General features: G+C 30.5%; 23 protein-coding genes and 2 tRNA genes. 12 read left to right on the forward strand and 13 right to left on the reverse strand.

The window, feature by feature from the left end:
• The 5 genes from MK851_RS13795 to MK851_RS13815 form a co-directional block, all read left to right on the forward strand.
• The coding region (locus MK851_RS13795; protein WP_320244409.1) for a DDE-type integrase/transposase/recombinase at positions 1-455 on the forward strand (455 nt) is incomplete at its 5' end.
• 87 nt (positions 456-542) lie between these two features.
• The gene (locus MK851_RS13800; RefSeq protein WP_320244453.1) at positions 543-758 is read left to right on the forward strand and encodes an integrase core domain-containing protein; all 216 of its coding nucleotides are present in this window, start codon (positions 543-545) and stop codon (positions 756-758) included.
• A gap of 192 nt (positions 759-950) precedes the next feature.
• The gene (locus tag MK851_RS13805; protein WP_026811287.1) at positions 951-1,361 is read left to right on the forward strand and encodes a Fur family transcriptional regulator; all 411 of its coding nucleotides are present in this window, start codon (positions 951-953) and stop codon (positions 1,359-1,361) included.
• A 67-nt stretch (positions 1,362-1,428) separates the two neighbouring features.
• Positions 1,429-3,612 carry a TonB-dependent receptor gene (locus tag MK851_RS13810; RefSeq protein ID WP_320244410.1) on the forward strand — a complete coding sequence of 728 codons (2,184 nt, stop codon included), beginning with the start codon at positions 1,429-1,431 and terminating at the stop codon, positions 3,610-3,612.
• A 1-nt stretch (position 3,613) separates the two neighbouring features.
• Positions 3,614-4,408, forward strand: a complete 795-nt coding sequence (locus MK851_RS13815; RefSeq protein WP_047788692.1) for a cation transporter — start codon at positions 3,614-3,616, stop codon at positions 4,406-4,408.
• 195 nt (positions 4,409-4,603) lie between these two features.
• On the opposite strand, the gene MK851_RS13820 is transcribed toward MK851_RS13815, so the two are convergent.
• Positions 4,604-5,569 (reverse strand): IS110 family transposase, encoded by a 966-nt coding sequence (locus MK851_RS13820; RefSeq protein ID WP_320244411.1) that lies wholly within the window; start codon positions 5,567-5,569, stop codon positions 4,604-4,606.
• 365 nt (positions 5,570-5,934) lie between these two features.
• On the opposite strand from MK851_RS13820, the gene MK851_RS13825 reads away from it, so the two are divergent.
• The 6 genes from MK851_RS13825 (at position 5,935) to MK851_RS13850 (ending at position 9,586) form a co-directional block, all read left to right on the forward strand.
• Positions 5,935-6,501, forward strand: coding sequence for a hypothetical protein (locus MK851_RS13825; RefSeq protein WP_320244412.1), 567 nt, complete (start codon positions 5,935-5,937; stop codon positions 6,499-6,501).
• A gap of 81 nt (positions 6,502-6,582) precedes the next feature.
• A complete protein-coding gene (locus MK851_RS13830; protein ID WP_320244413.1) occupies positions 6,583-6,813 on the forward strand; it encodes a hypothetical protein in 231 nt (76 codons plus the stop codon).
• A complete protein-coding gene (locus tag MK851_RS13835; protein WP_320244414.1) occupies positions 6,806-8,029 on the forward strand; it encodes a hypothetical protein in 1,224 nt (407 codons plus the stop codon). The genes MK851_RS13830 and MK851_RS13835 overlap by 8 nt, the downstream gene beginning before the upstream one ends.
• Positions 8,010-8,543, forward strand: coding sequence for a condensin complex protein MksE (locus MK851_RS13840; RefSeq protein ID WP_320244415.1), 534 nt, complete (start codon positions 8,010-8,012; stop codon positions 8,541-8,543). Before MK851_RS13835 ends, MK851_RS13840 begins: the two co-directional genes overlap by 20 nt.
• A 253-nt stretch (positions 8,544-8,796) precedes the next feature.
• Positions 8,797-9,096 (forward strand): hypothetical protein, encoded by a 300-nt coding sequence (locus MK851_RS13845; protein WP_320244416.1) that lies wholly within the window; start codon positions 8,797-8,799, stop codon positions 9,094-9,096.
• Between the two features lie 16 nt (positions 9,097-9,112).
• Positions 9,113-9,586 carry a hypothetical protein gene (locus MK851_RS13850; RefSeq protein ID WP_320244417.1) on the forward strand — a complete coding sequence of 158 codons (474 nt, stop codon included), beginning with the start codon at positions 9,113-9,115 and terminating at the stop codon, positions 9,584-9,586.
• 129 nt (positions 9,587-9,715) lie between these two features.
• On the opposite strand, the gene MK851_RS13855 is transcribed toward MK851_RS13850, so the two are convergent.
• The 11 genes from MK851_RS13855 to MK851_RS13905 all read right to left on the reverse strand — a co-directional run bounded on the left by MK851_RS13855 (position 9,716) and on the right by MK851_RS13905 (position 18,163).
• Positions 9,716-10,357: a hypothetical protein gene (locus MK851_RS13855; RefSeq protein WP_320244418.1), complete on the reverse strand. Its 642-nt coding sequence runs from the start codon at positions 10,355-10,357 to the stop codon at positions 9,716-9,718.
• Positions 10,358-10,453: 96 nt separating this feature from the next.
• Positions 10,454-11,011: a hypothetical protein gene (locus MK851_RS13860; RefSeq protein WP_320244419.1), complete on the reverse strand. Its 558-nt coding sequence runs from the start codon at positions 11,009-11,011 to the stop codon at positions 10,454-10,456.
• Between the two features lie 71 nt (positions 11,012-11,082).
• Positions 11,083-11,244, reverse strand: coding sequence for a hypothetical protein (locus MK851_RS13865; protein ID WP_239178191.1), 162 nt, complete (start codon positions 11,242-11,244; stop codon positions 11,083-11,085).
• A gap of 60 nt (positions 11,245-11,304) precedes the next feature.
• Positions 11,305-11,868 (reverse strand): hypothetical protein, encoded by a 564-nt coding sequence (locus MK851_RS13870; protein ID WP_239178192.1) that lies wholly within the window; start codon positions 11,866-11,868, stop codon positions 11,305-11,307.
• A 72-nt stretch (positions 11,869-11,940) separates the two neighbouring features.
• Complete coding sequence (gene tssD / locus MK851_RS13875; protein WP_320244420.1) at positions 11,941-14,052, reverse strand: type VI secretion system tube protein TssD; 2,112 nt, start codon at positions 14,050-14,052, stop codon at positions 11,941-11,943.
• 319 nt (positions 14,053-14,371) lie between these two features.
• Positions 14,372-14,995: a JAB domain-containing protein gene (locus MK851_RS13880; protein WP_073181498.1), complete on the reverse strand. Its 624-nt coding sequence runs from the start codon at positions 14,993-14,995 to the stop codon at positions 14,372-14,374.
• A gap of 244 nt (positions 14,996-15,239) precedes the next feature.
• The gene (locus tag MK851_RS13885; protein WP_320244421.1) at positions 15,240-15,677 is read right to left on the reverse strand and encodes a hypothetical protein; all 438 of its coding nucleotides are present in this window, start codon (positions 15,675-15,677) and stop codon (positions 15,240-15,242) included.
• 107 nt (positions 15,678-15,784) lie between these two features.
• Positions 15,785-15,970, reverse strand: coding sequence for a hypothetical protein (locus tag MK851_RS13890; protein WP_115900030.1), 186 nt, complete (start codon positions 15,968-15,970; stop codon positions 15,785-15,787).
• Between the two features lie 144 nt (positions 15,971-16,114).
• Positions 16,115-17,398, reverse strand: coding sequence for a site-specific integrase (locus tag MK851_RS13895; RefSeq protein ID WP_320244422.1), 1,284 nt, complete (start codon positions 17,396-17,398; stop codon positions 16,115-16,117).
• A 109-nt stretch (positions 17,399-17,507) separates the two neighbouring features.
• A tRNA-Met gene (locus MK851_RS13900) sits at positions 17,508-17,580 on the reverse strand.
• 510 nt (positions 17,581-18,090) lie between these two features.
• A tRNA-Met gene (locus tag MK851_RS13905) sits at positions 18,091-18,163 on the reverse strand.
• Positions 18,164-18,302: 139 nt separating this feature from the next.
• Here MK851_RS13905 and era point away from each other — a divergent pair.
• Positions 18,303-19,184 (forward strand): GTPase Era, encoded by an 882-nt coding sequence (gene era, locus MK851_RS13910; protein WP_320244423.1) that lies wholly within the window; start codon positions 18,303-18,305, stop codon positions 19,182-19,184.
• On the opposite strand, the gene MK851_RS13915 is transcribed toward era, so the two are convergent.
• Positions 19,181-19,693: a GTP-binding protein gene (locus tag MK851_RS13915; RefSeq protein ID WP_320244424.1), complete on the reverse strand. Its 513-nt coding sequence runs from the start codon at positions 19,691-19,693 to the stop codon at positions 19,181-19,183. The genes era and MK851_RS13915 overlap by 4 nt on opposite strands.
• Positions 19,694-19,698: the final 5 nt, after the last annotated feature.

Below are 19,698 nucleotides of genomic sequence, written 5' to 3' on the forward strand. Positions count from 1 at the left end.
CTAGAGCTGATAAGCGTTTAAAAACAGAACAACAGATTATTCAAATTGTTAGAAAAAGACGCAAATCCCTTCCTAGAGAAGGTGTGCGAAAACTTACTAAATCTTTAAATGTAGATTTTACTAAAGCCAATATTAAAGTTGGTAGAGATACTTTGTTTAGAGTACTTAGAAAACACCAAATGCTGACACATAGAAAGAAAACCAGTGCTAGAACAACCAATTCTTATCATCGCTTTTATAAATATAATAACATCATAAAGGACTTAGAAATCAATAGAGCAAACCAAGTATGGGTAAGTGACATAACTTATATTAGAACCATAAAAGGCTTTTGTTACTTGGCTTTAATAACAGATATGCACTCTCGTAAAATTGTTGGTTACGACCTTAGTGATAGCTTGGAATTAAAAGGTTGTGTAAGAGCATTAAATAAAGCTATTTATCAAGCTAAATAAATTAAACAACTTATTCATCATTCGGATAGAGGAATACAATATTGTAGCAATGTTTACACACAAATACTCAAAAGAAAAAAGATAAATATTAGTATGACCGAAGAAAATCATTGTTACGAAAATGCCATGGCAGAACGTGTAAATGGCATCTTAAAAGATGAGTTTTATCTCGATCAAACCTTTGATAACATGGCTCACGCAAAACGAGCTGCAAAAAATGCAATTAATTTATACAACGAAGTAAGATTACACTTATCTTTAGATTATAAAACACCAAATATGGTATATAAATTATCAGCGTAAATTCAATTTTAACCTGTAGCCATATTTCAGGACGAGACATGCAAAAAATCGTTCTAAAATTCAACATTTGAACTAAAAAAGCCAACCGCACAAACAGCACATTTATTTTTTTTGCCAACGCGAAATACCAACGCTAAAAAAATAAAAGAGCTGTTTTTCGCCAACGCTCGAAAAAAATGATACATTAGGAAAATGCAAACCGAAGAAGAAATCCTAAAAATAAAAAAAGTGAAAAACACCGCAGTCAGAACTGTGGTTTTACGTCATCTTTTGAGCCAAGAAAAAGCACAATCGTTGAAAGATATTGAAAACGCATTGGCATATACGGACAGAAGTTCGATTTTCAGAACGCTGAAAAAATTTGAGGAAAACAAAGTTATCCACAGCATTGAAGATGGTTCTGGAATGACCAAATATGCGGTTTGTGCCAAAGGTTGTAACTGCGACCCAAAGGATTTGCACTATCATTTTTATTGCACAAACTGCGATAAAACATTCTGCCTTTTTGATGTTCCTATTCCCAAAATTCAACTTCCCGAAAACTTCAAACTACAACAAGCAAATATGGTCGTAAAAGGTCTATGCGATAACTGTAACAAGTAATCTTTGCAATCGAGTTGCAGTAAATCCTAAATACATTTGCATTATTCTTTTAAACCAGAATAAGCAGATGAAAAACATATTTTTAAACACATTATTTTTATTCGTATCAATTATATCTTTCGCACAGACGAGTGATATTTCCATTTCTGTTAGAGATGCAGAAACTAACGAACCACTATTGGGAGCGACCGTCTATTTTGAAGAATTAGAGAAAGGAGCAGTAACCGATTTTGACGGAATTGCAAGGTTCACAGAAATCCCAAACGGAAACCCTATTATAAAAATTTCTTACATAGGCTTTGAAACCATAGAAACTACTATTGATGTTGGAACAAAAACAGCGTTCGATTTCAAGCTCGAATCGGGAGGAAATGAACTTGACGAAGTAGTCATACAATCTTCAAGAAGTACAAGAACTGTTAGAAAAATACCGACGAGAATAGAATTTATCGGAGCGGAGGAATTAAGCGAAAAAGCAGTAATGAACCCAACGAATATTTCAATGGTACTTCGGGAAAGTACAGGCATACAGATGCAACAAACTTCGTTAAGTAGCGGAAATACCAACATTAGAATTCAAGGTCTCGATGGACGCTATACACAACTTTTGAGAGATGGATTTCCACTTTATGGCGGTTTTTCCAGCGGTTTGAGTATTTTACAAATTCCGCCATTAGACTTAAAACAATTTGAAATAATAAAAGGAAGTTCATCAACGCTTTATGGTGGTGGTGCAATTGCAGGTTTGATAAATATGGTTTCCAAAACACCAGACGAAGAACCTGCTTTGGATATTATGTTGACACAAACCCAAGCTCTGGGAAGTACAGCAAATGTGTTTTACAGCAAACGGAATGAAAAATTTGGTGTTTCACTTTATGGTTCAGGTCATTATCAAAAAGCGTATGACCCAGAAGATGATGACTTTAGTAACTTGCCAAAAACAACTTCGATTTCATTCAACCCAAAGTTCTTTTATTATCCATCGGAAAAAACAACATTTTGGTTTGGCTTAAACGGAACGTATGACGACAGAATTGGTGGCGACATCACAAAAATTGAAAGTGGCGAAAATGGCGTCCATCAATATACCGAAGAAAACGTATCGAAAAGATTGAGCAGTCAAGCGGTTTACGAAACTCAAATAGATTCCGTCAGTTCATTAACTATCAAAAATAGTATCTCGTTCTTCGACAGAGAACTGACCATTCCCGATTTTACATTTGACGGTAAACAAACCAATACATTTACGGAAATAAACTATCAAAAGTCAGCCAATAAAACTGATTGGATTTTTGGTGCAAACCTATATACTTCTGATTTTGATGAAAATGATAATGCAACTTTGCAACGCGACCAAACGGATATAACTTATGGAGCATTTGTAAATAACATTTATGACATTTCGGATAATTGGATTTTGGAAACAGGATTCAGAACAGATTACAATACCGATTTTGGCTTTTTCCCGCTTCCACGAGTTTCATTGCTATACAAAAACGATAGCGGATTTTCCAGCAGAATTGGTGGTGGTTTAGGTTACAAAATTCCAGATATTTTTACAGAAGAGGCGGAATTTATCAATTTTGAAAATGTACTTGGTATTGATAAATCTTCACTAAATGCGGAACGTTCTTACGGTGTAAATCTTGACTTCAACTATCAAACACGTTTATTTGAAACCATTGGTTTTTCTATTAATCAACTGTTTTATGTAACTGCGATTAATGATGCATTACTGTTAAATTCAACTGATAATGGATTTTTCCAATTTGAGAATGCAACAGATGAAATTTTGAGCAAAGGTGCTGAAACAAACATCAAGTTTACCTATAAAGATTTTCGTTGGTTCTTGAATTATGCACTCATTGACACAAAATTGAATTATTTGGCTGGAAATCCACAAAAACCGCTAACTGCAAAACACAACGCAGGAAGTGTTTTGATGTACGAATCTGAAAAATGGCGAATCGGTTACGAAACGTTTTACACAGGAAAACAATTTTTGTCTAATGGAACAGAAACAACCGACTTCATAACAATGGGTTTTGTGGCAATGCGAAATTTTAAATGGGGAACAACGTTTGTGAATTTTGAAAACTTTACGGACAGAAGACAAAGCAGGTTTTCGCCATTGGTTTTGCCACCACACGACAATCCAGAATTTTCCGAAATTTATGCACCAACAGACGGTTTTATATTTAGCGTTGGAGTAATAATCAAACCTTTTGGAAACGAAGATGACGACTAAAATGAACAAAACGATATTTGAAATCAGTAAGATGGATTGTCCTTCCGAGGAAAATCTTATACGAATGAAATTGGATGGAATCCAAGAAATCAAAAATCTCGATTTTGACATTCCCAACCGAAAATTGACCATTTTTCACGATGGTCATAACGACCAAATTGAAAAGTCAATTATCGAATTAAAATTAGGCGGAAAGAAAATCTCGACCGAAGAAACCAACAAAAAAGATTTTGTAGAAAACACCAACCAAAAAAAGCTACTTTGGATTGTACTGGCGATAAATTTTGTCTTCTTCATTATCGAAATGACCACAGGGCTCATCTCGAAATCAATGGGATTGGTTGCCGATAGTTTGGATATGCTTGCCGACAGTTTTGTTTACGGAATTAGCTTGTTTGCGGTTGGCGGAACGTTGATTAAGAAAAAACGGATTGCAAAAATTGCAGGCTATTTTCAGATAACACTTGCGATTATCGGATTTGTGGAAGTGTTGAGAAGATTTTTTGGAGCCGAGAAACTTCCCGATTTTTCAACGATGATTATCGTTTCGATTTTAGCACTTATCGCAAACGGAATTTGTCTTTACATTTTGCAAAAGTCAAAGAGCAAAGAAGAGGCACATATGAAAGCGAGTATGATTTTTACTTCCAATGACGTGATTATCAATTTGGGAGTAATAATCGCAGGAATTTTAGTGAATTGGCTAAATTCCAACAAACCTGATTTGATTATCGGAACAATCGTTTTTATAGTGGTAATACAAGGTGCATTTCGGATTTTGAAATTAAGTAAGTAATCGGAATTGCCAACGCTGAAAGCCATACACATTTACAGTCGCTCAAGCCATCGCACCACCAAAACTGTAAAAGAATATGTCTTGCCAACGCTCAATTTAGAACTAAATAACAAACATCGGAAAACCAAGCAAAACGTGAAAAGCACTATGCACAACAAAGAACTGAGGTAAAAAACAAGTTAACTTTATACTTTTTTAAACCAACGTACTTTTATAATTTGCGTCATAAGGCAAACCACTTTTTACAATAGCAAAAGCTTGTTTTAGTAGCTTATTACATACCGCTATTAAAACTAGTTTTTTACTCTTACCTTTAGCAACTATTCGGTCATAAAGTTCTCTACATGCTTTGTTGTATTTACAAGCATTAAAGCTACACATAAATAATAAATTTCTAAGCTTTGGATTCCCCATTTTACTTATTCGAGGGCGTCCTTTTATACTACTTCCTGATTCTCTAATAGTGGGAGTAATACCTGCGTAACTGCACAGCTCTTTTGCTGAAGTAAAACGATTAAACCCATCGGTAAAAACTAATAACATCAGTGCTGTCTTGCTTCCTATTCCGGGTATAGACTTTAGTAATGTCACTTCATTTTGGTAGCTCTTTTTTACCTTCTCTGACAACAACTCCTCTAATTTAAACATCTCTTTTTGTATGTTTTTTAGCTGTCTTTTTAATGAATTAACTACAGCTTTTGATGGATTTCCTAAGACAGATTCGCCATGAAGCTTATTCTTTAATTGAGTAGATTGTTTCGTGTAAACTCCCAATAAACGTACTATTTGTAAACATTCTTGTTGTTCCTTACTCTCTCCTTTCCATAAAGATGGGGATTGACTTACGCCATAATTATATAACTGCTTTGCATCACTCTTATCTGTCTTTACTTTTGATAAATTCATTTGAATAAATCGTTTTACCTTCAACGGGTTTTCTACCGATACCAAAATTCCTTTTTCTAATAAAAAATAGGCTAATCGTACATGATAATATCCTGTAGCTTCCATTATACAATGAGTTAAATCATTTGTGATTAACAACAGCTCTTTAAAGCCTGATGCATCATTTTCAAACTGATACCAATTACCTTGATAATCATATACATCTAAAACATCTTTACTTACATCGATTCCTAAAAATTGTTTATTTTTACTCATAAGAAAAAAGGATTGGAAAGAAAACACTACCAACAATTCAACAACTTGAAAACGAGATCTTGGTCTCATAGAACTGAACGAATTCGAAGTAGTAAAAGCGTAGGGATTATCAATGTTGACGAAATCTAGGTTTCAACGTATATCATAACCTTACTCTACGCTTTTTTCTTTCTGATTTATATTTCTAAATTTAATGAATTGCTAACTTAAGACGTATATAAAAAATAGCGGTTTGAGTGCAAACTCGAACCGCTATTTTGTGTTAATTTAAGTATATTGCATATCGAAAAGTAAGTGAGTATAATCCGCCACTGCGCTTATACAAAACCGTTGGCAACAAGCTGAAATTACTCAACAGCAATCGAATGAAAAAATTTTTAATCTCAATACCAATCATAATTTTAATAATGGGATTTTCACTATTTAACAGACAATCGAAAGAAGAAAAATTTTGGAATTGGGTTTCTAAAAATAAAGTAGAACTTGAAAACTTCATAAACTCTGACCAAGAGGATTATACAATATATAATCAACTGACAAGAGAAATGAAAAAATACAATTCAGTTCTTTTCCCAGAAATGACCTTAACTGAAAAAGATGAAGTCGTTTTAATAATAACACCAGATGGAATGCCTGAAGGTGTTTTACCAACCGAAAAACTATATGACTCAAAACCTGAATTAAACAATTGGATAATCAAAAAATTCAGACAGGCAACAGACGAAATTGGACTGAATTATGACGGAATTGAATATCCGAGTTCTGATATTGAAATTATACCTGAATTGGACAAAGAAAGAGGAAAAATAAATATCAGAGTCTTCATAAGAAATATGAATTCGGACACAAAAAGACATCAAGCTCTGTCATTTCTTTATCTTGACCATATTCTTGGAGAGTATAATACAATTGTAGGCTTCCCCTTTTTGTAGGCTTCCCAAAAAATGTAGGCTTCCCAAAAAAACGTATTGATTTTCCCTGATTATGATTTTAAAGGTTTACAAAATTACTTAATGGTTAAAAAAGTGTTTCCTAATGCAAAACTGTTCGTTCCATCAAACTATGAAGAACTATTTAAAATGTACTCTAGAACTATTAGAACTAAACAAGGAAGAGAACAAAACCCAACTAAAAAAGTAAAAGAATCCGTTGATGAAAATGTTATAAAGATTAGAACAGATATTTATAAAACTAGACGCTTTTTAGAGCAACAAGCACTATTCGTAAAATTTCAAAATGATTAAATTATCAGGAAAATACATACTTAAGTTTTTGCAAAATCATTACGAGTTTGTGCAAGATGCATTTAATTATAGCAAACCTGACTTTATTATCGATATTGACATTTTAGAAAAGTTAATTGAAGAATACAACATTAGTAATGAACCAAAAATATCTTTATCTAAACTAATAGATGTCAAGTTTTGCAGACAGTTACCAACTAAAGATTTTAAAATAAGCAGAAGTTACGCAGATTTCTTGCAGTTTCTTTTTGATGATTTTACGCTTGATTTACCACAAACTTTAAAAGAAAGGTATAAAACTATTTTTGAATTATTTTCGGCTTTAAAGATAGAGACTAAAACAAGCAAGACAACTATTTTAATTCAAAACATTATAAACGTAATAGATGTTTTCTTAAACGATATTCATAGACAAACTCAAAGACTTTTAAGTGATACAGAATCTTTAAAAGTCAATGCAAATGAATATTCAGATTTATCAAAACGGTTAGAAAAAGCAGTTTTTTGGATTGATGAGTATATCGAGCCGTTAAATAAAATTCTAGAAAAAGGGCATCCAGAATCCTTCTATTCTGCTTTAGTTGAAATTCAAAAATACACAAGCGAAAAACAGTATATAGTAAGCAGTTTTAAACTTAAAAGAGAATATAAAAAACTATATGGAGCCGTTGTTTATGCTCGTGCTGAATTAGACCAGAACTTACAAAAACTAACAAGAGAATTAAGACCTTTGCTAGATAGAATCAAAAGTGATTCAATTATTTTAAGTGGATTTTATCATTTTGTAGAAAATGTAGATTACCCTGAAAGCTATGTTGTTCCTATTCCTAGTCCTATTAAAAAGACTAAAGGAAGTGCCCTTTTCAAAGAATTTCATAGCGAAGCAGAATTTTTTGTTGACCAATTTAATTACAAAACTTCTGATGTATATTATGAAGAACAAATTGAAGAGATAGAATGGCTTCCTGATTCTACATATTTTAAAGAACAGCTACTAAATGAAGATAAAGTTGACGATTTTTATTTGTGGTGCTTTAATGCTTTAAAAAAGCACACAGATGAAATCACTTTATCTAAATTTTTCTCTCTAACTAACCTTTTGTTAGAAGATGATTTAGTGGCAGAATACAAAACTGACGAGAGAAAAATAATTGATTTAAAAGATGCTTCAATTAAGATACCTAAAGTGAAAGTATATGAGAGAATACCCAAGTGAGCATAATAAAATAGTAAGTGAATTATTAGATGGTAAGTTCATTACTTCACCAAGTCCTTTGTTTTATAAAATTCAAGAGTTAGAAGATGACTATTCTGAATTTTTTATGAAATTGTTTAACTATATCCTGAACATAGAAGCGGAGTTTGCCTATTTATCTTCCGATGAAGTGAACGAAAAAAGAACTAGAGATTTTACGTTGTTTTTAGCAATTCTGTCAAGAGAACTTGATTATTCAGGAAAAAACTTTAGAGATAAAATTGAATTAGGATCATTTGACATAAACGAAACAGAGGAGCTATTAAGACAATCAAGTAAATGGGAAATATTGGAAAAAACTACTGTTTCCGAATTTGAAAAGTTTTTAAAAACTTGGCGTGGCAAAAATTTAATTGTTTTGGATGGCAACAAATTTAAGTTTACCAAAGCTGTAAAACTATTTTTCACTTTTGCAATGGAAATCGCAGAAGAGAAATTAAAAGAAAAAACAAATGAGGAAAATGTCAACGCTTAAAGTCATACACATTTGCAATTCGCTAAAGTCCACACAAGCCAAAAATTGCAAAAGAATATGTCTTTGCCAACGCTGAAAACAAAGCTGAACGAAAAAAGCCAGTGTACAACAAGACATATATAAAAATAGCGATTTAATCGCTTAATCGAAACAAAATAAATAGATTAGATATAAGCTGAAATTCAATTTTAACCTGTAGCCGTATTTCAGGACTAGACATTGTACTCACTGTTATGGAGAAAAAAGAAATTAAATGACACATCATATAAAAGCATATCATAATAAGAACCTTATAGCATCATTTTTTAGAGACTCAGCTGACATAAATTTAGATGTAATTTATCGTCTTTTAAGTTTAGAAAAGTTCTTCGACAACAAATTGGATTCTGAAAACAAAACCGAAGTTGGGGAAAGTGAGATTTATGAAGCACTTTCCTTATTAGAACATCATCAGCATCTAAAAGAAATTGATTTTTTAAAACCTTGCTTATATTATTTAAGAAAGCAGTCGAATAACGAAAAAATTGAATTGATTTTTAGTAAATCGGAATAATTAAAAACGGAACGAATTGAGCAACTCTAACGAATTAATCCCAATCCTTTCTCTAATAATTGCGGGAATAGCTGTTTTTTTTGGACCACTAATTTCAATTTATGTTACAAGAAAAACATTAGAAACAAATTCAAAAATTGCTACCAAAAATCTCATTTCGCCAATTAGACAAGAATGGATAAATGATTTGAGAAACACACTTATTGAGTTGACTTCAAAATCTGTTCATTATATGGTTGCAGGAACTGAAGGCAGGAAAGACTCGGAATACTACAGAATTACCGAATTGGAACACAAAATAAAACTATTAATAAATCCATTAGAAGATGACCACACAAAACTTGTCGAATCAATAAGCGAATTGACTACGAGTCTTTACAGAGGTGGTTTAGAGAATGAAATGCTCTTTTGGGAAAAACACAGGGAAATTATATCTATTAGTCAAAAGATTTTAAAACGAGAATGGGAACGAGTTAAGAATGAAATTTAAAAAACAACGAAATGGAACAATTTATAACGGTAATTACAGCGGATAAGACAATAGAACAACCAAAACACTAATAGACAAAGTTAATCAAAAAGGGAAAGTTATGTCGTATATAAAAAAAACAGGATTAAACTATAAATAATTTAACCCTCGATATTTTTTAACTTTACACACTTGGTAGGATACTACCAAAAATAAGCTGTTGAATCTTCCAAACTTTTTTCTTTTTTTATTATAACTATGTAAGATTAAAAAAACTTTTTCTTTTTCTGTAATGTAGTGTCGTTTAATATCTTTTGAGTCTTTTCCTATAAAATCATAATAATCTTCTTGTGTCAATTCGCTTATAGGCACATACAATACAATAGAACCTCTACAGATGCTCTGTTTGCTTGTTCCTATATTTTCATTAGCTAAATAATAAAGTGTCGTATCATTATTACTACCTTCCTGATAAAAGTATTCAAACATACTTACAGTATATGGATTTGGAACTGATATATTAAGATGTTTTGTAGTTTCTACAACTTCATTGATACCTTTATATAATTCTATCTCTAATTCATCATTAAAATGTATAATATTACCTACTTTGTTCTTTATACAATACGATGGGTTTAAAATATTCATAGAAATACTATTCCATATACAATTTCGCAAAGTATTTAGGATATGAAAGTCATATTTTGGTTTAGACTTATCCAACCCTTTTACATTTACCATTATCGTTGGCTCAAGTATTCTTTCTATAGTTTTATCTATATTCTTTTTCATAGAGACACATTATATTTTAGCTTAAAATCCTAATAAAGGATACATTAAAGTATTACATTTTATCTTCATTGCAATAATTTTTACTATTAATATTGCTTAATTACCTATAAACTCTAAATCTCTTCGTTTAATTTCTTTTCCTGTGTTTCCATCAAGTGTAACTTCTATATACTCATCTGTTTTAGGCTTGTAATAGCTTATTGTCCATACCTTTTTACCTTCTTCTTCATTCTTGTAAATTTCAGTTTTAATACCACCTCGTTTAGGATACCCCTTTTCTAATTGAATATCTTTTTTATGGCAATATTTTATAACATCTAACCAACCAAAATCGTAACCTTCATCTATATTTTCTTCTTCAGTTAAATTTCCTTTTTCATCGTAATGATACCATGTTCCATATTCTGAACCATTATTAAATCGAACCCCTTTAATTTCAATATTACCATTTAAGTAGTAATTATTCACCACACTAAATGCGCTTTTGTCATAATACACTGATTTACTATAACCATTTGAATAATCAAGAAGAATTATTAATTTATCATCTTCTTTTTTACGAACTTCTTCATTTAGTTTTTTGGTATTAAATTCTTTAATATCAAAAGTTTCAAACTCTTTAGTTATTTCTGGTATAATAATTTCTTGTTCCATTTTTAAGTTTTTTTGAGCTATACAGCTAGTGAAGCTTAGTATTATAAATATAAATACGAGTTTTTTCATTTTTAAATAGAATTATTAGCTTTAATCCATTGCCAATGAAATAGGCTACAACGATTATTGTTATTTCTTGGATTATGATGTGAATAGTCTAACAGATTATCTGTTTTACTATATTGATAGGTAAATTCTGCATTAGTAGAAATACTATTTGTAAAAGTATGCACTAAATTTAATGAATGTGAAAATTCAAAATAAGACTCAGTTGATAGCAGAAAACATATTACTTAATTGCCTATAAACTCTAAATCTCTTCGCTTAACTTCTTTTCCTGTTTTTCCATCAAGTGTAACTTCCATATACTCATCTGTTTTAGGTTTGTAATAGCTTATTATCCAAACCTTTTTACCTTCTTCTTCATTCTTGTAAATTTCGGTTTTAATACCACCTCGTTTAGGATAACCCTTTTCTAACTGAATATCGTTTTTATGGCAATATTTTATAATATCTAACCAACCAAAATCATAGCCTTCATCGGTATTAATTTCATTAATTAGTTTTCCTTTTTTGTTAAACTTATAAATAAAACCTATAGGGTAACCATTATTAAATGAAATCCCTTTTTGTTTAATATTTCCATTTTCAAAGTATTTTTTAGAAACCATAAAATAAGAGTTATTTAAATAAATTCTACGTATGTAACCATAACTTTGAGATTCTTCTTCTAAGTATTCTTTTTTAGTTACAATAATTCTTTTACCTGAAATACTATCTAATTCTCTATTAAAAAGATTTATATTGAAAGTTTCTGACTTTTTAGTTATTTCAGGTATGATAATTTCTTGTTCCATTTTAAAAGTTTTTTGAGCTATACAGCTAGTGAGGCTTAATATTGAAAATATAAATACGAGTTTTTTCATTTTTTAAATTGAATTATTGGCTTTTATCCATTGCCAATGAAATAGGCTACAACGATTATTGTTATTTCTTGGATTATGGTGTGAATAGTCTAACAGGTTATCTGTTTTACTATATTGATAGGTAAATTCTGCATTAGCAGAAGCTTCTATATTCGTGAAAGTATGCGCTAAATTTAATGAATGTAAAAACTCATGTGCTGCTGTTTGGTCGTTAGCCGATTTAAACACCACTACATAATCTGCATTTGGAGCAGAAAAACCACTTAAATTACCATTAGGGTGGTAACCATGCTCAGCAAAATAAAAAGCTTTAAAAAAGTCTGGACTGTCATATTTGGCATCTATACTTTTTAGTTTCTTTTTTAAATAACTAACAATACTTTCTCTAGGAATTGCAGGTTTAGCAGAAGTGGTAGCAGTTGCTGGTATTGCAGCTACAGGAGTACTTACTTTTTGAATTTTATTATTTTTAACAAATCTAGAAAAATCAGCATCAGTTGTTAAATCTAAACTAACAATTACTGAATCTGGGTGTAATTGTATATAGGCTTGTTCTAAATACTTATTAATTCTTGTTTTTTCCAATGATGCGTTACTTTTTCTTTCTCCCTTATTTATAACAACTTCTGGGGTTTTAATTTGTACAAATACTACTTTTTTCTGTTTGTGTTTAGACGCATCGTTCTCCCATACATTAATTTTACCTGCCACAACACCCTCTTGCTGGTTTTCTTTATACGCTTTTATAATTATTTCTTGGCTGGTTGTAAACTCCTTATCGCATTTTATGGTAACAATATCGCTTAGTTTTTTCTTTCCGCCTTTATTTTTAATATCTACTTTTTTAGGTGTAATGGTAAAATGTTCATTGTCTTCAAATAGCAAATAATCTCCTTTTTCGGTAACATCTATATGAATTTTAACCTTGGCTTCATTACCTTTTTTTAAACTCATCCATTCTGTATAGTGTGTATAGTCAACTTGCTTACCACTAGCATCAGTAACCTTCTTCCATGGTACTTTGACAGAACCATAATTTTTCTCTTTTAATTTTTTAAACTGATTGGGGTCTTTTTTAAAATATCCCTTGTATTGGTTTGGATTTTTCTCTAAAATAGTGTGTGCACTATCCTTATATTGTTTAGATATAATATCTTCAAATTTAGTATCTCTAAATAAACTAGTATCATTTTTTCTAATCCAATCAAATCCAAACTCTCCTTTCCAATTATCATTTGGTCTAAAGCTTACTAATATTTTAGGTTTTGGTTCTATCTTTAATTGTGTACTTTCTTTAGTACTATTAAAATAGGTTGCAGTAGCAACCAGTTCATCTATCTCTACATTTTTAAAATCTTCCCACTCTTTCTTTATTTTAAAGTCGGTTATAGTTACTTTATTACCAGTAACATGTTCTTCTAAAACTATTTCTTTAGTATTATTATCAAAATTGGTATTATCTTTTTTTGCAATACTAATTTTTACCTTTCCTCCATTAGGATTATTTAAATCTATTTCAAGACCCAAGTTTTCTTCGTAATGACTGTTATTTACAATTTCATTGCTCTTATTAATCCAGTTTACTTTTACAACACGAGGTGTTGTATCTTCTTTCGCTTTATAAGGTGTTTCTTCTATAGGTGGTATAAAACTCTCTTGCCATGGTTTTATATAACGAGTTCGACTTTTTCTACGCCAATCGGTACTATTGTTAAAAAAACGATAGTCTTGCATTGCAGGCGATATAGTTAAGGTAACCTGCATACCTTTTTGATTATCAAAAACCTCATGGTAGTTTATAAGCACACCATCTTGAAAGTTGTATTGGAATAGCTCTACACCATCAAAATCATCTTCATAAAAAACTACTTTCCCATCCCTTAATAAATAAAGATTAAAAGGATGACGTATTTTTTTATTGTCCTTTCTATCGGCTATAATCCATTCAATAAAGGTATCATCGTACATTTCTGGTTTAAAAGTAACGGTAAAAGCACCTCCCATTAGGGCTGATGTAGGTTTGCCGTTCCAGTCAGTAAGTCGAATGTAATTTAAACTGGTAGAGATTAATTCTCGCTCCTCTCCACATACAAAGAGCTTCGCTTTTATGTTCATAGATATATTTTTGAAGGGTTAACAATTTTTGACCCTAAATATATAAAAACATTTAGAAAAATAAGCAGATAGTTTTCTGACTTTTAAGCTATTTGCTATAAGACATTGTATTTTAAGGGCAACTAATCATATTTGTACGAAATTTGTGCGTACATAAATAATATTGTGTACTTAACAAGTTACTAAGTAGTACTTGTCTTTTTGCTTCTTTAATTCAATTTTTGAGTACTTGAGTAGTTCTATCAGGAAAAATAAGAGTATTAACGAATTAATTTTGTTGCCTTTTGATTAGAATTTGTTCGTTAAAATATGTATGCTTTTAAGACCTTTTTACACGCAACTTCTTCACTTCTTCTTCCGTTAAGCCTGTAGCATCTGCAATAGTAATTATATCAAGACCTTTTCTTTTTAAATTTTTAGCTATTTCTATTTTCTCACTACGTTTTGCTATTTCAGATGCCTCCTTTTTTAAACGCTGTTCTAACACATATTTAGGAACATATTTAGTGCTTTTTGCCAGCTCCTGCAAAAGACCATTATCAGCAAAACTCAAATAACTTTTATCAGAAATAATTAAATGGTCTATTACATGGGTATTTACTATAATACCAACTTGTATCAACCTATCTGTTAGGTTTTTGTCATTGTCTGACGGAGTTAATTCACCACTTGGATGGTTATGACATAATATTATTTTTACAGCTCTCTTTTGTAGCGCAAAGCTAAATACCTCCATAGGCTCTACCAAGGTTGCATTGACAGTTCCTAAACTTATTAGTTCAATAAAAAGAATACGGTTGTTATTTGCTAAACCAATAACCCAAAAATGCTCACGATTTTGGTCTATTTTATTATCTCTTAATAAAATGCGTTGCATAATTCCGTAAATATCATCGGAATTTAAGATTTTTATCTTTTCTTGTTCTGTCAATTTTATATCCATAAAAACAAAAATAAGATTTTATTTTGTTTCTTTTTACTGTAAACTATGTTCATTAATTATATATTAAATATTGTGTATAGTAGTGCCATTATTATCACAAGAATTAGTTATTGCTCTTTTTTTGCGTTTTTGTTGCGTCTCTTAAAACTATATAATTCAACACAATTGAATAGTTTTATTTCTGATAATCAAAAAAGAACTTTAAAAAAATATTCCTTATTATATTTAAAGAATATAAAGCTACTTAAAAATTAAATTTATCTTTAAACTTCATTTCAATTAATATCCTTTGCGTTTCTTGAATTTGTAATAACACTTTTTCTATATCCCCTTTCGTAGCAGGCAAAGAATTAGGGTTTAATATTTTTTTCAGACCGTAAACAGCAGTTTCTGAAATTAAATTACTCGCAACTGTATTTGTTATACTTTTTGTGTCAAATATTTTTTCCTCTTTTTGTATTTGGTTCTCGAGTTTTGAGTTTAGTTCGTTAGTTAAAAGCTGCTTTTCTGTTTTGGCTTTAATTGCTCCTAATTTATTGGTTGGCTTTTTATACCCTCCTGAAACATACTCATATTTATTTCTTTTGTAACAAGCCATAGTTTTACAACTTGAACTACAATACTTTTGATTTCTTCTTTTTCTTTTAAATACTTCACCACAATTTTCACAATTTATCTTCATTTTTAATCAATTTTAGCATCCTAAAACGTTAAATTTTATTGAATTTAACGTTTTCTGAAATGAGTAAAAAATAAAGACTTAATTTTTCAATAAGTCTTTATTTTAAATTACTTCTTGTTAAAAACATTCTTTAATAAATATTGAGTTGCTTCTTCTTTTGTTAAGACAGGGGTATTACGTTTCCTTGCCTTATGCATATTCAAACGAAATTCTTTTTGTAGCATTTCAAACAACAATTTTTGCTCTTCTTTCGGAAGAGCTTTTGCTACTTGATATACTACTTGTGCGTTCAATACTTTTATTGCTTTAACAGAGTTAAAGGCAATAATAACAACTCTACAAATAGGTGAAATCAGTTACGTTAGGTTACGCCACTTTACGCAAGGTTAAGTAAAGATAAACTACTTTTCGACACTTTTAAAATCGACTAGCATCAATTATTTTATTAAAGAAGAATAATCTTTCGGTAATTCAGCATCTATATCTCTTAAGTATTTTTCTAATGCACTAATTGTTGTATGACCTGTAATCAACATTAACTTACTTTTAGTTTCAAATGGAGAATTTGTCTTACGAAATTCTCTATATAGTTTTGTGATAAAAGTATGTCTAAAACTATACAAACCATACTCTTTACCTAGTTTAAAGTGATTTTTTATATTTTTAAACCTTTTGGTAAAATGATCTCTTTTATTTTCTTCTTCAATATCCCAGTCTCCTCCTATTGTGTTTTGAGTAAATAAAAAAGAGTTTGGTTTTTTATTTGATAAATCTGGTAATTGTTCTAGTAAAATTTCTGGTATAATCTTAATTTTAACAGGACTATTTTTGGCTTTTACATATAGTTTTTTATCTTCAATATCTATATCTTCTACTTTTAACCTACATACTTCAATTGGACGTAAAAAATTATACGATATAAATTGAATAAATAATAGTAAGTGTTTGTCATTTTCTTTTAAATAACTATAAATATCTTCCTGTAATTTTGGTGAATAGGTTTTATTTCTCGTAGGTGTAGATTTTAATACATTAATCTTTTTTACAAAGTTTTCTGTGATAAGTTCATTGTCTTCTAAAATTTGGAATAAAGAAGCTATATCCGTACGGGTATTATTCCTATTTCTTGCACTTGAACTTTGTAAAACTTCATTTAAATACTCGATAATAAGTTTCTTGTCAATAGTAAGTATTGATTGTTTTTCGTACCCTTTCTTTTTTAACCATTTCGAAAAACGTTTGATTCTACTTTTATATTTAGTATATGAATTTTTATTCATTAACTTTTCTTTCAACTTCAAACCTATTTCAAAAGCTTCTAATATTGATTTCTCTACTAATTCATTGGTATTAAAACTATTTTGCGTTTTTTGCGCTTGCGCAATATTTGAAGATTGCGTTTTACTAGCATCACCGAAAAGTTCAGCTTCTAGCCCTGAATTATCTATATATGGATTAAATCCTGCTTGTAATAACTCTAGCAACGCTTTTTGCATTGTTCGTAAAAATGCGATTCGTTCTTGCTTTGTCTTTAATTTATTAACTCCTGCCTTAATATGTGGCTGCCTTTGTAATTTTTGAGTTTTAGGGTTTCTGTAAGAATAATATACAAACCAATCCTTTTTTAATGCAGTTTCTTTTTCAGATTTTGTCAACTTCGACCACTCTGAAATTCGTACTCCACCTGTATATATTTTAGGCTCTGAAAAATTCAATTTCATATTAAAAACGTTTACGCTAGCGTTTACGGTACGTAAAAGTAAGAAAGATAAAGACATAAAAAAACGGATTGTGGTAAACAATCCGTTGATTTAACAAGCTTTAGCTTAGTAGCGGGAACTGGACTCGAACCAGTGACCTTCGGGTTATGAGCCCGACGAGCTACCTACTGCTCTATCCCGCGATTTGCGATTGCAAAGATAGGTTTTTTTCTTTGTTCTATCCAAATAAAAAGCTAATAATTCTTACTTTGATTCTATAGGTGGGATTCCTCCCTAACAAACTAAATAAAAAACAACATTAACCCGAAAACACAAGACATCAATCTAAGTGTAAAGGAACATAGCTCTAAAAAGCATCAAAAAACTATAATTCTGGAATAAAAATAGGTCTCTTTGAAATATGATAAAGGATATTTATGACTAAATTATACTCAAACCACAGAAGAAAAGTCAATGCTAGTACTAATACAATTATTCAACAGGAATGTAACCAAACGAGAACAAATACAGGTATATTTAAGCTTTCTAGTATTGAAATAAAATTCATAAGAAGTATGTTTAAGCACTAAAACATATCTACAATGAATTTCTAATTACAAAATATACATACAGTCTTTGTAATCAAAAACTATGATTCTATATCTATTACAAGAAAAGGCTTTCAATTAAATTGAAAGCCTTTTCTTTACTAGTAGCGGGAACTGGACTCGAACCAGTGACCTTCGGGTTATGAGCCCGACGAGCTACCTACTGCTCTATCCCGCGATTTGCGGTTGCAAATATACACTCTTTTTCTTGTTCTACCCAAATAAAAAGAATTTATTTTTCATATAAGTATATTTACCTAAATAACAAGTCTATAAAAAATAAATACTTCTTACATAAAACAACCTATCTTTGCATCATGACACATAAAGCAGGATTTGTAAATATTATTGGAAACCCAAACGTTGGAAAGTCTACCTTGATGAACGCCCTAGTTGGAGAAAAGCTATCAATCATTACTTCGAAAGCACAAACTACTAGGCACCGTATTTTAGGTATTGTTAATGAAGAGGATTATCAAATTGTTTTTTCTGATACTCCAGGGATTATAAAACCTGCTTATGAGTTACAAGAATCTATGATGGATTTTGTTAAATCTGCTTTTGAAGATGCCGATGTACTTATTTATATGGTAGAGGTGGGTGAAAAGGAATTAAAAAACGAAGCCTTCTTTAATAAAATTATTCATAGTAAAATTCCAGTAATTTTACTACTGAATAAAGTTGACAAATCCAACCAAGAAGAAGTTGAGGCTAAAATCGAGTATTGGAAAAAGAAAGTTCCTAACTCGTTCGTATATGTTATTTCTGCTTTAGAGAAATTCAATGTAGATACCGTTTTTTACAAAATCATTGAACTACTTCCTGATGCTCCTCCTTTTTATCCAAAAGATCAGTTAACAGATAAACCTGAACGTTTTTTTGTGAACGAAAAAATTCGCGAAAAAATCCTTCAGCATTATAAAAAAGAAATTCCTTATTCAGTAGAAGTAGAAACTGAAAGTTTTGTTGAAGAAGACAATATTATTAAAATTCGTTCTGTAATCATGGTAGAACGTGATACCCAAAAAGGAATTATTATTGGGCACAAAGGAAGTGCCATTAAACGTGTAGGAACAGAGGCTCGTAAAGACTTACAACAATTCTTTAATAAAAAAGTTTTTTTAGACTTATATGTAAAAATCAATAAAAACTGGCGTTCTAATGACCGTCAATTAAAACGATTCGGATACAAAGATTAATCTCTTTTAATTGTTTGCAGCAATTGTTTGGTATATTCTTTCAACTCATCCATTTGTTTTTTTCCTGCTGATTTACCTAAACTACCAACCAAATATAACGTAACCCAGACAATGGGTAAAACAACTAACATCACCACTGGCAGCATTGTTATTTTTTTTAACGACCAGTTGCTATATGCTATAATGGCAAAAATTACAAAAGCTGTACCTACCAAAAAGTGCAAAAACATAAAAAAAGTCCAAACTTGTGGTTTTGGACCAAACAATCCTTTAATCTTTGACGAAGTATCTGATACCTCTTCTATTTCTATATGTAATTGAGGTGACCATAAATGAGCTTCTTTTTCCGGAACATCAATCACTACATGATTATCTACAACCTTCATTTTATACTTGGAAACATCGTTTAAGTGCTTCTTTACCTCTTCTAATAAAACCTGAGAGCTTATTTCATATTCTAATTGAAAACGAGGTTTTAAAAAAATCTGATTGTACAATCTATCATCCATTAAAA

The organism is Tenacibaculum sp. 1B UA (assembly GCF_033978845.1).
Taxonomy (GTDB): domain Bacteria; phylum Bacteroidota; class Bacteroidia; order Flavobacteriales; family Flavobacteriaceae; genus Polaribacter.

Excerpts from the sequence above, each read along its gene's own strand:
- MK851_RS13825 (WP_320244412.1), top strand. The coding sequence starts at position 5,935 with ATGAAAAAATTTTTAATCTCAATACCAATCATAATTTTAATAATGGGA.
- MK851_RS13855 (WP_320244418.1), bottom strand. The coding sequence starts at position 10,357 with ATGAAAAAGAATATAGATAAAACTATAGAAAGAATACTTGAGCCAACG.
- MK851_RS13885 (WP_320244421.1), bottom strand. The coding sequence starts at position 15,677 with ATGAAGATAAATTGTGAAAATTGTGGTGAAGTATTTAAAAGAAAAAGA.
- MK851_RS13810 (WP_320244410.1), top strand. The coding sequence starts at position 1,429 with ATGAAAAACATATTTTTAAACACATTATTTTTATTCGTATCAATTATA.
- MK851_RS13880 (WP_073181498.1), bottom strand. The coding sequence starts at position 14,995 with ATGGATATAAAATTGACAGAACAAGAAAAGATAAAAATCTTAAATTCC.
- MK851_RS13870 (WP_239178192.1), bottom strand. The coding sequence starts at position 11,868 with ATGGAACAAGAAATTATCATACCTGAAATAACTAAAAAGTCAGAAACT.
- era (WP_320244423.1), top strand. The coding sequence starts at position 18,303 with ATGACACATAAAGCAGGATTTGTAAATATTATTGGAAACCCAAACGTT.
- MK851_RS13915 (WP_320244424.1), bottom strand. The coding sequence starts at position 19,693 with ATGGATGATAGATTGTACAATCAGATTTTTTTAAAACCTCGTTTTCAA.
- MK851_RS13895 (WP_320244422.1), bottom strand. The coding sequence starts at position 17,398 with ATGAAATTGAATTTTTCAGAGCCTAAAATATATACAGGTGGAGTACGA.
- MK851_RS13820 (WP_320244411.1), bottom strand. The coding sequence starts at position 5,569 with ATGAGTAAAAATAAACAATTTTTAGGAATCGATGTAAGTAAAGATGTT.
- MK851_RS13805 (WP_026811287.1), top strand. The coding sequence starts at position 951 with ATGCAAACCGAAGAAGAAATCCTAAAAATAAAAAAAGTGAAAAACACC.
- MK851_RS13860 (WP_320244419.1), bottom strand. The coding sequence starts at position 11,011 with ATGGAACAAGAAATTATTATACCAGAAATAACTAAAGAGTTTGAAACT.
- MK851_RS13835 (WP_320244414.1), top strand. The coding sequence starts at position 6,806 with ATGATTAAATTATCAGGAAAATACATACTTAAGTTTTTGCAAAATCAT.
- MK851_RS13840 (WP_320244415.1), top strand. The coding sequence starts at position 8,010 with ATGAGAGAATACCCAAGTGAGCATAATAAAATAGTAAGTGAATTATTA.
- MK851_RS13845 (WP_320244416.1), top strand. The coding sequence starts at position 8,797 with ATGACACATCATATAAAAGCATATCATAATAAGAACCTTATAGCATCA.
- MK851_RS13815 (WP_047788692.1), top strand. The coding sequence starts at position 3,614 with ATGAACAAAACGATATTTGAAATCAGTAAGATGGATTGTCCTTCCGAG.
- MK851_RS13830 (WP_320244413.1), top strand. The coding sequence starts at position 6,583 with ATGGTTAAAAAAGTGTTTCCTAATGCAAAACTGTTCGTTCCATCAAAC.
- tssD (WP_320244420.1), bottom strand. The coding sequence starts at position 14,052 with ATGAACATAAAAGCGAAGCTCTTTGTATGTGGAGAGGAGCGAGAATTA.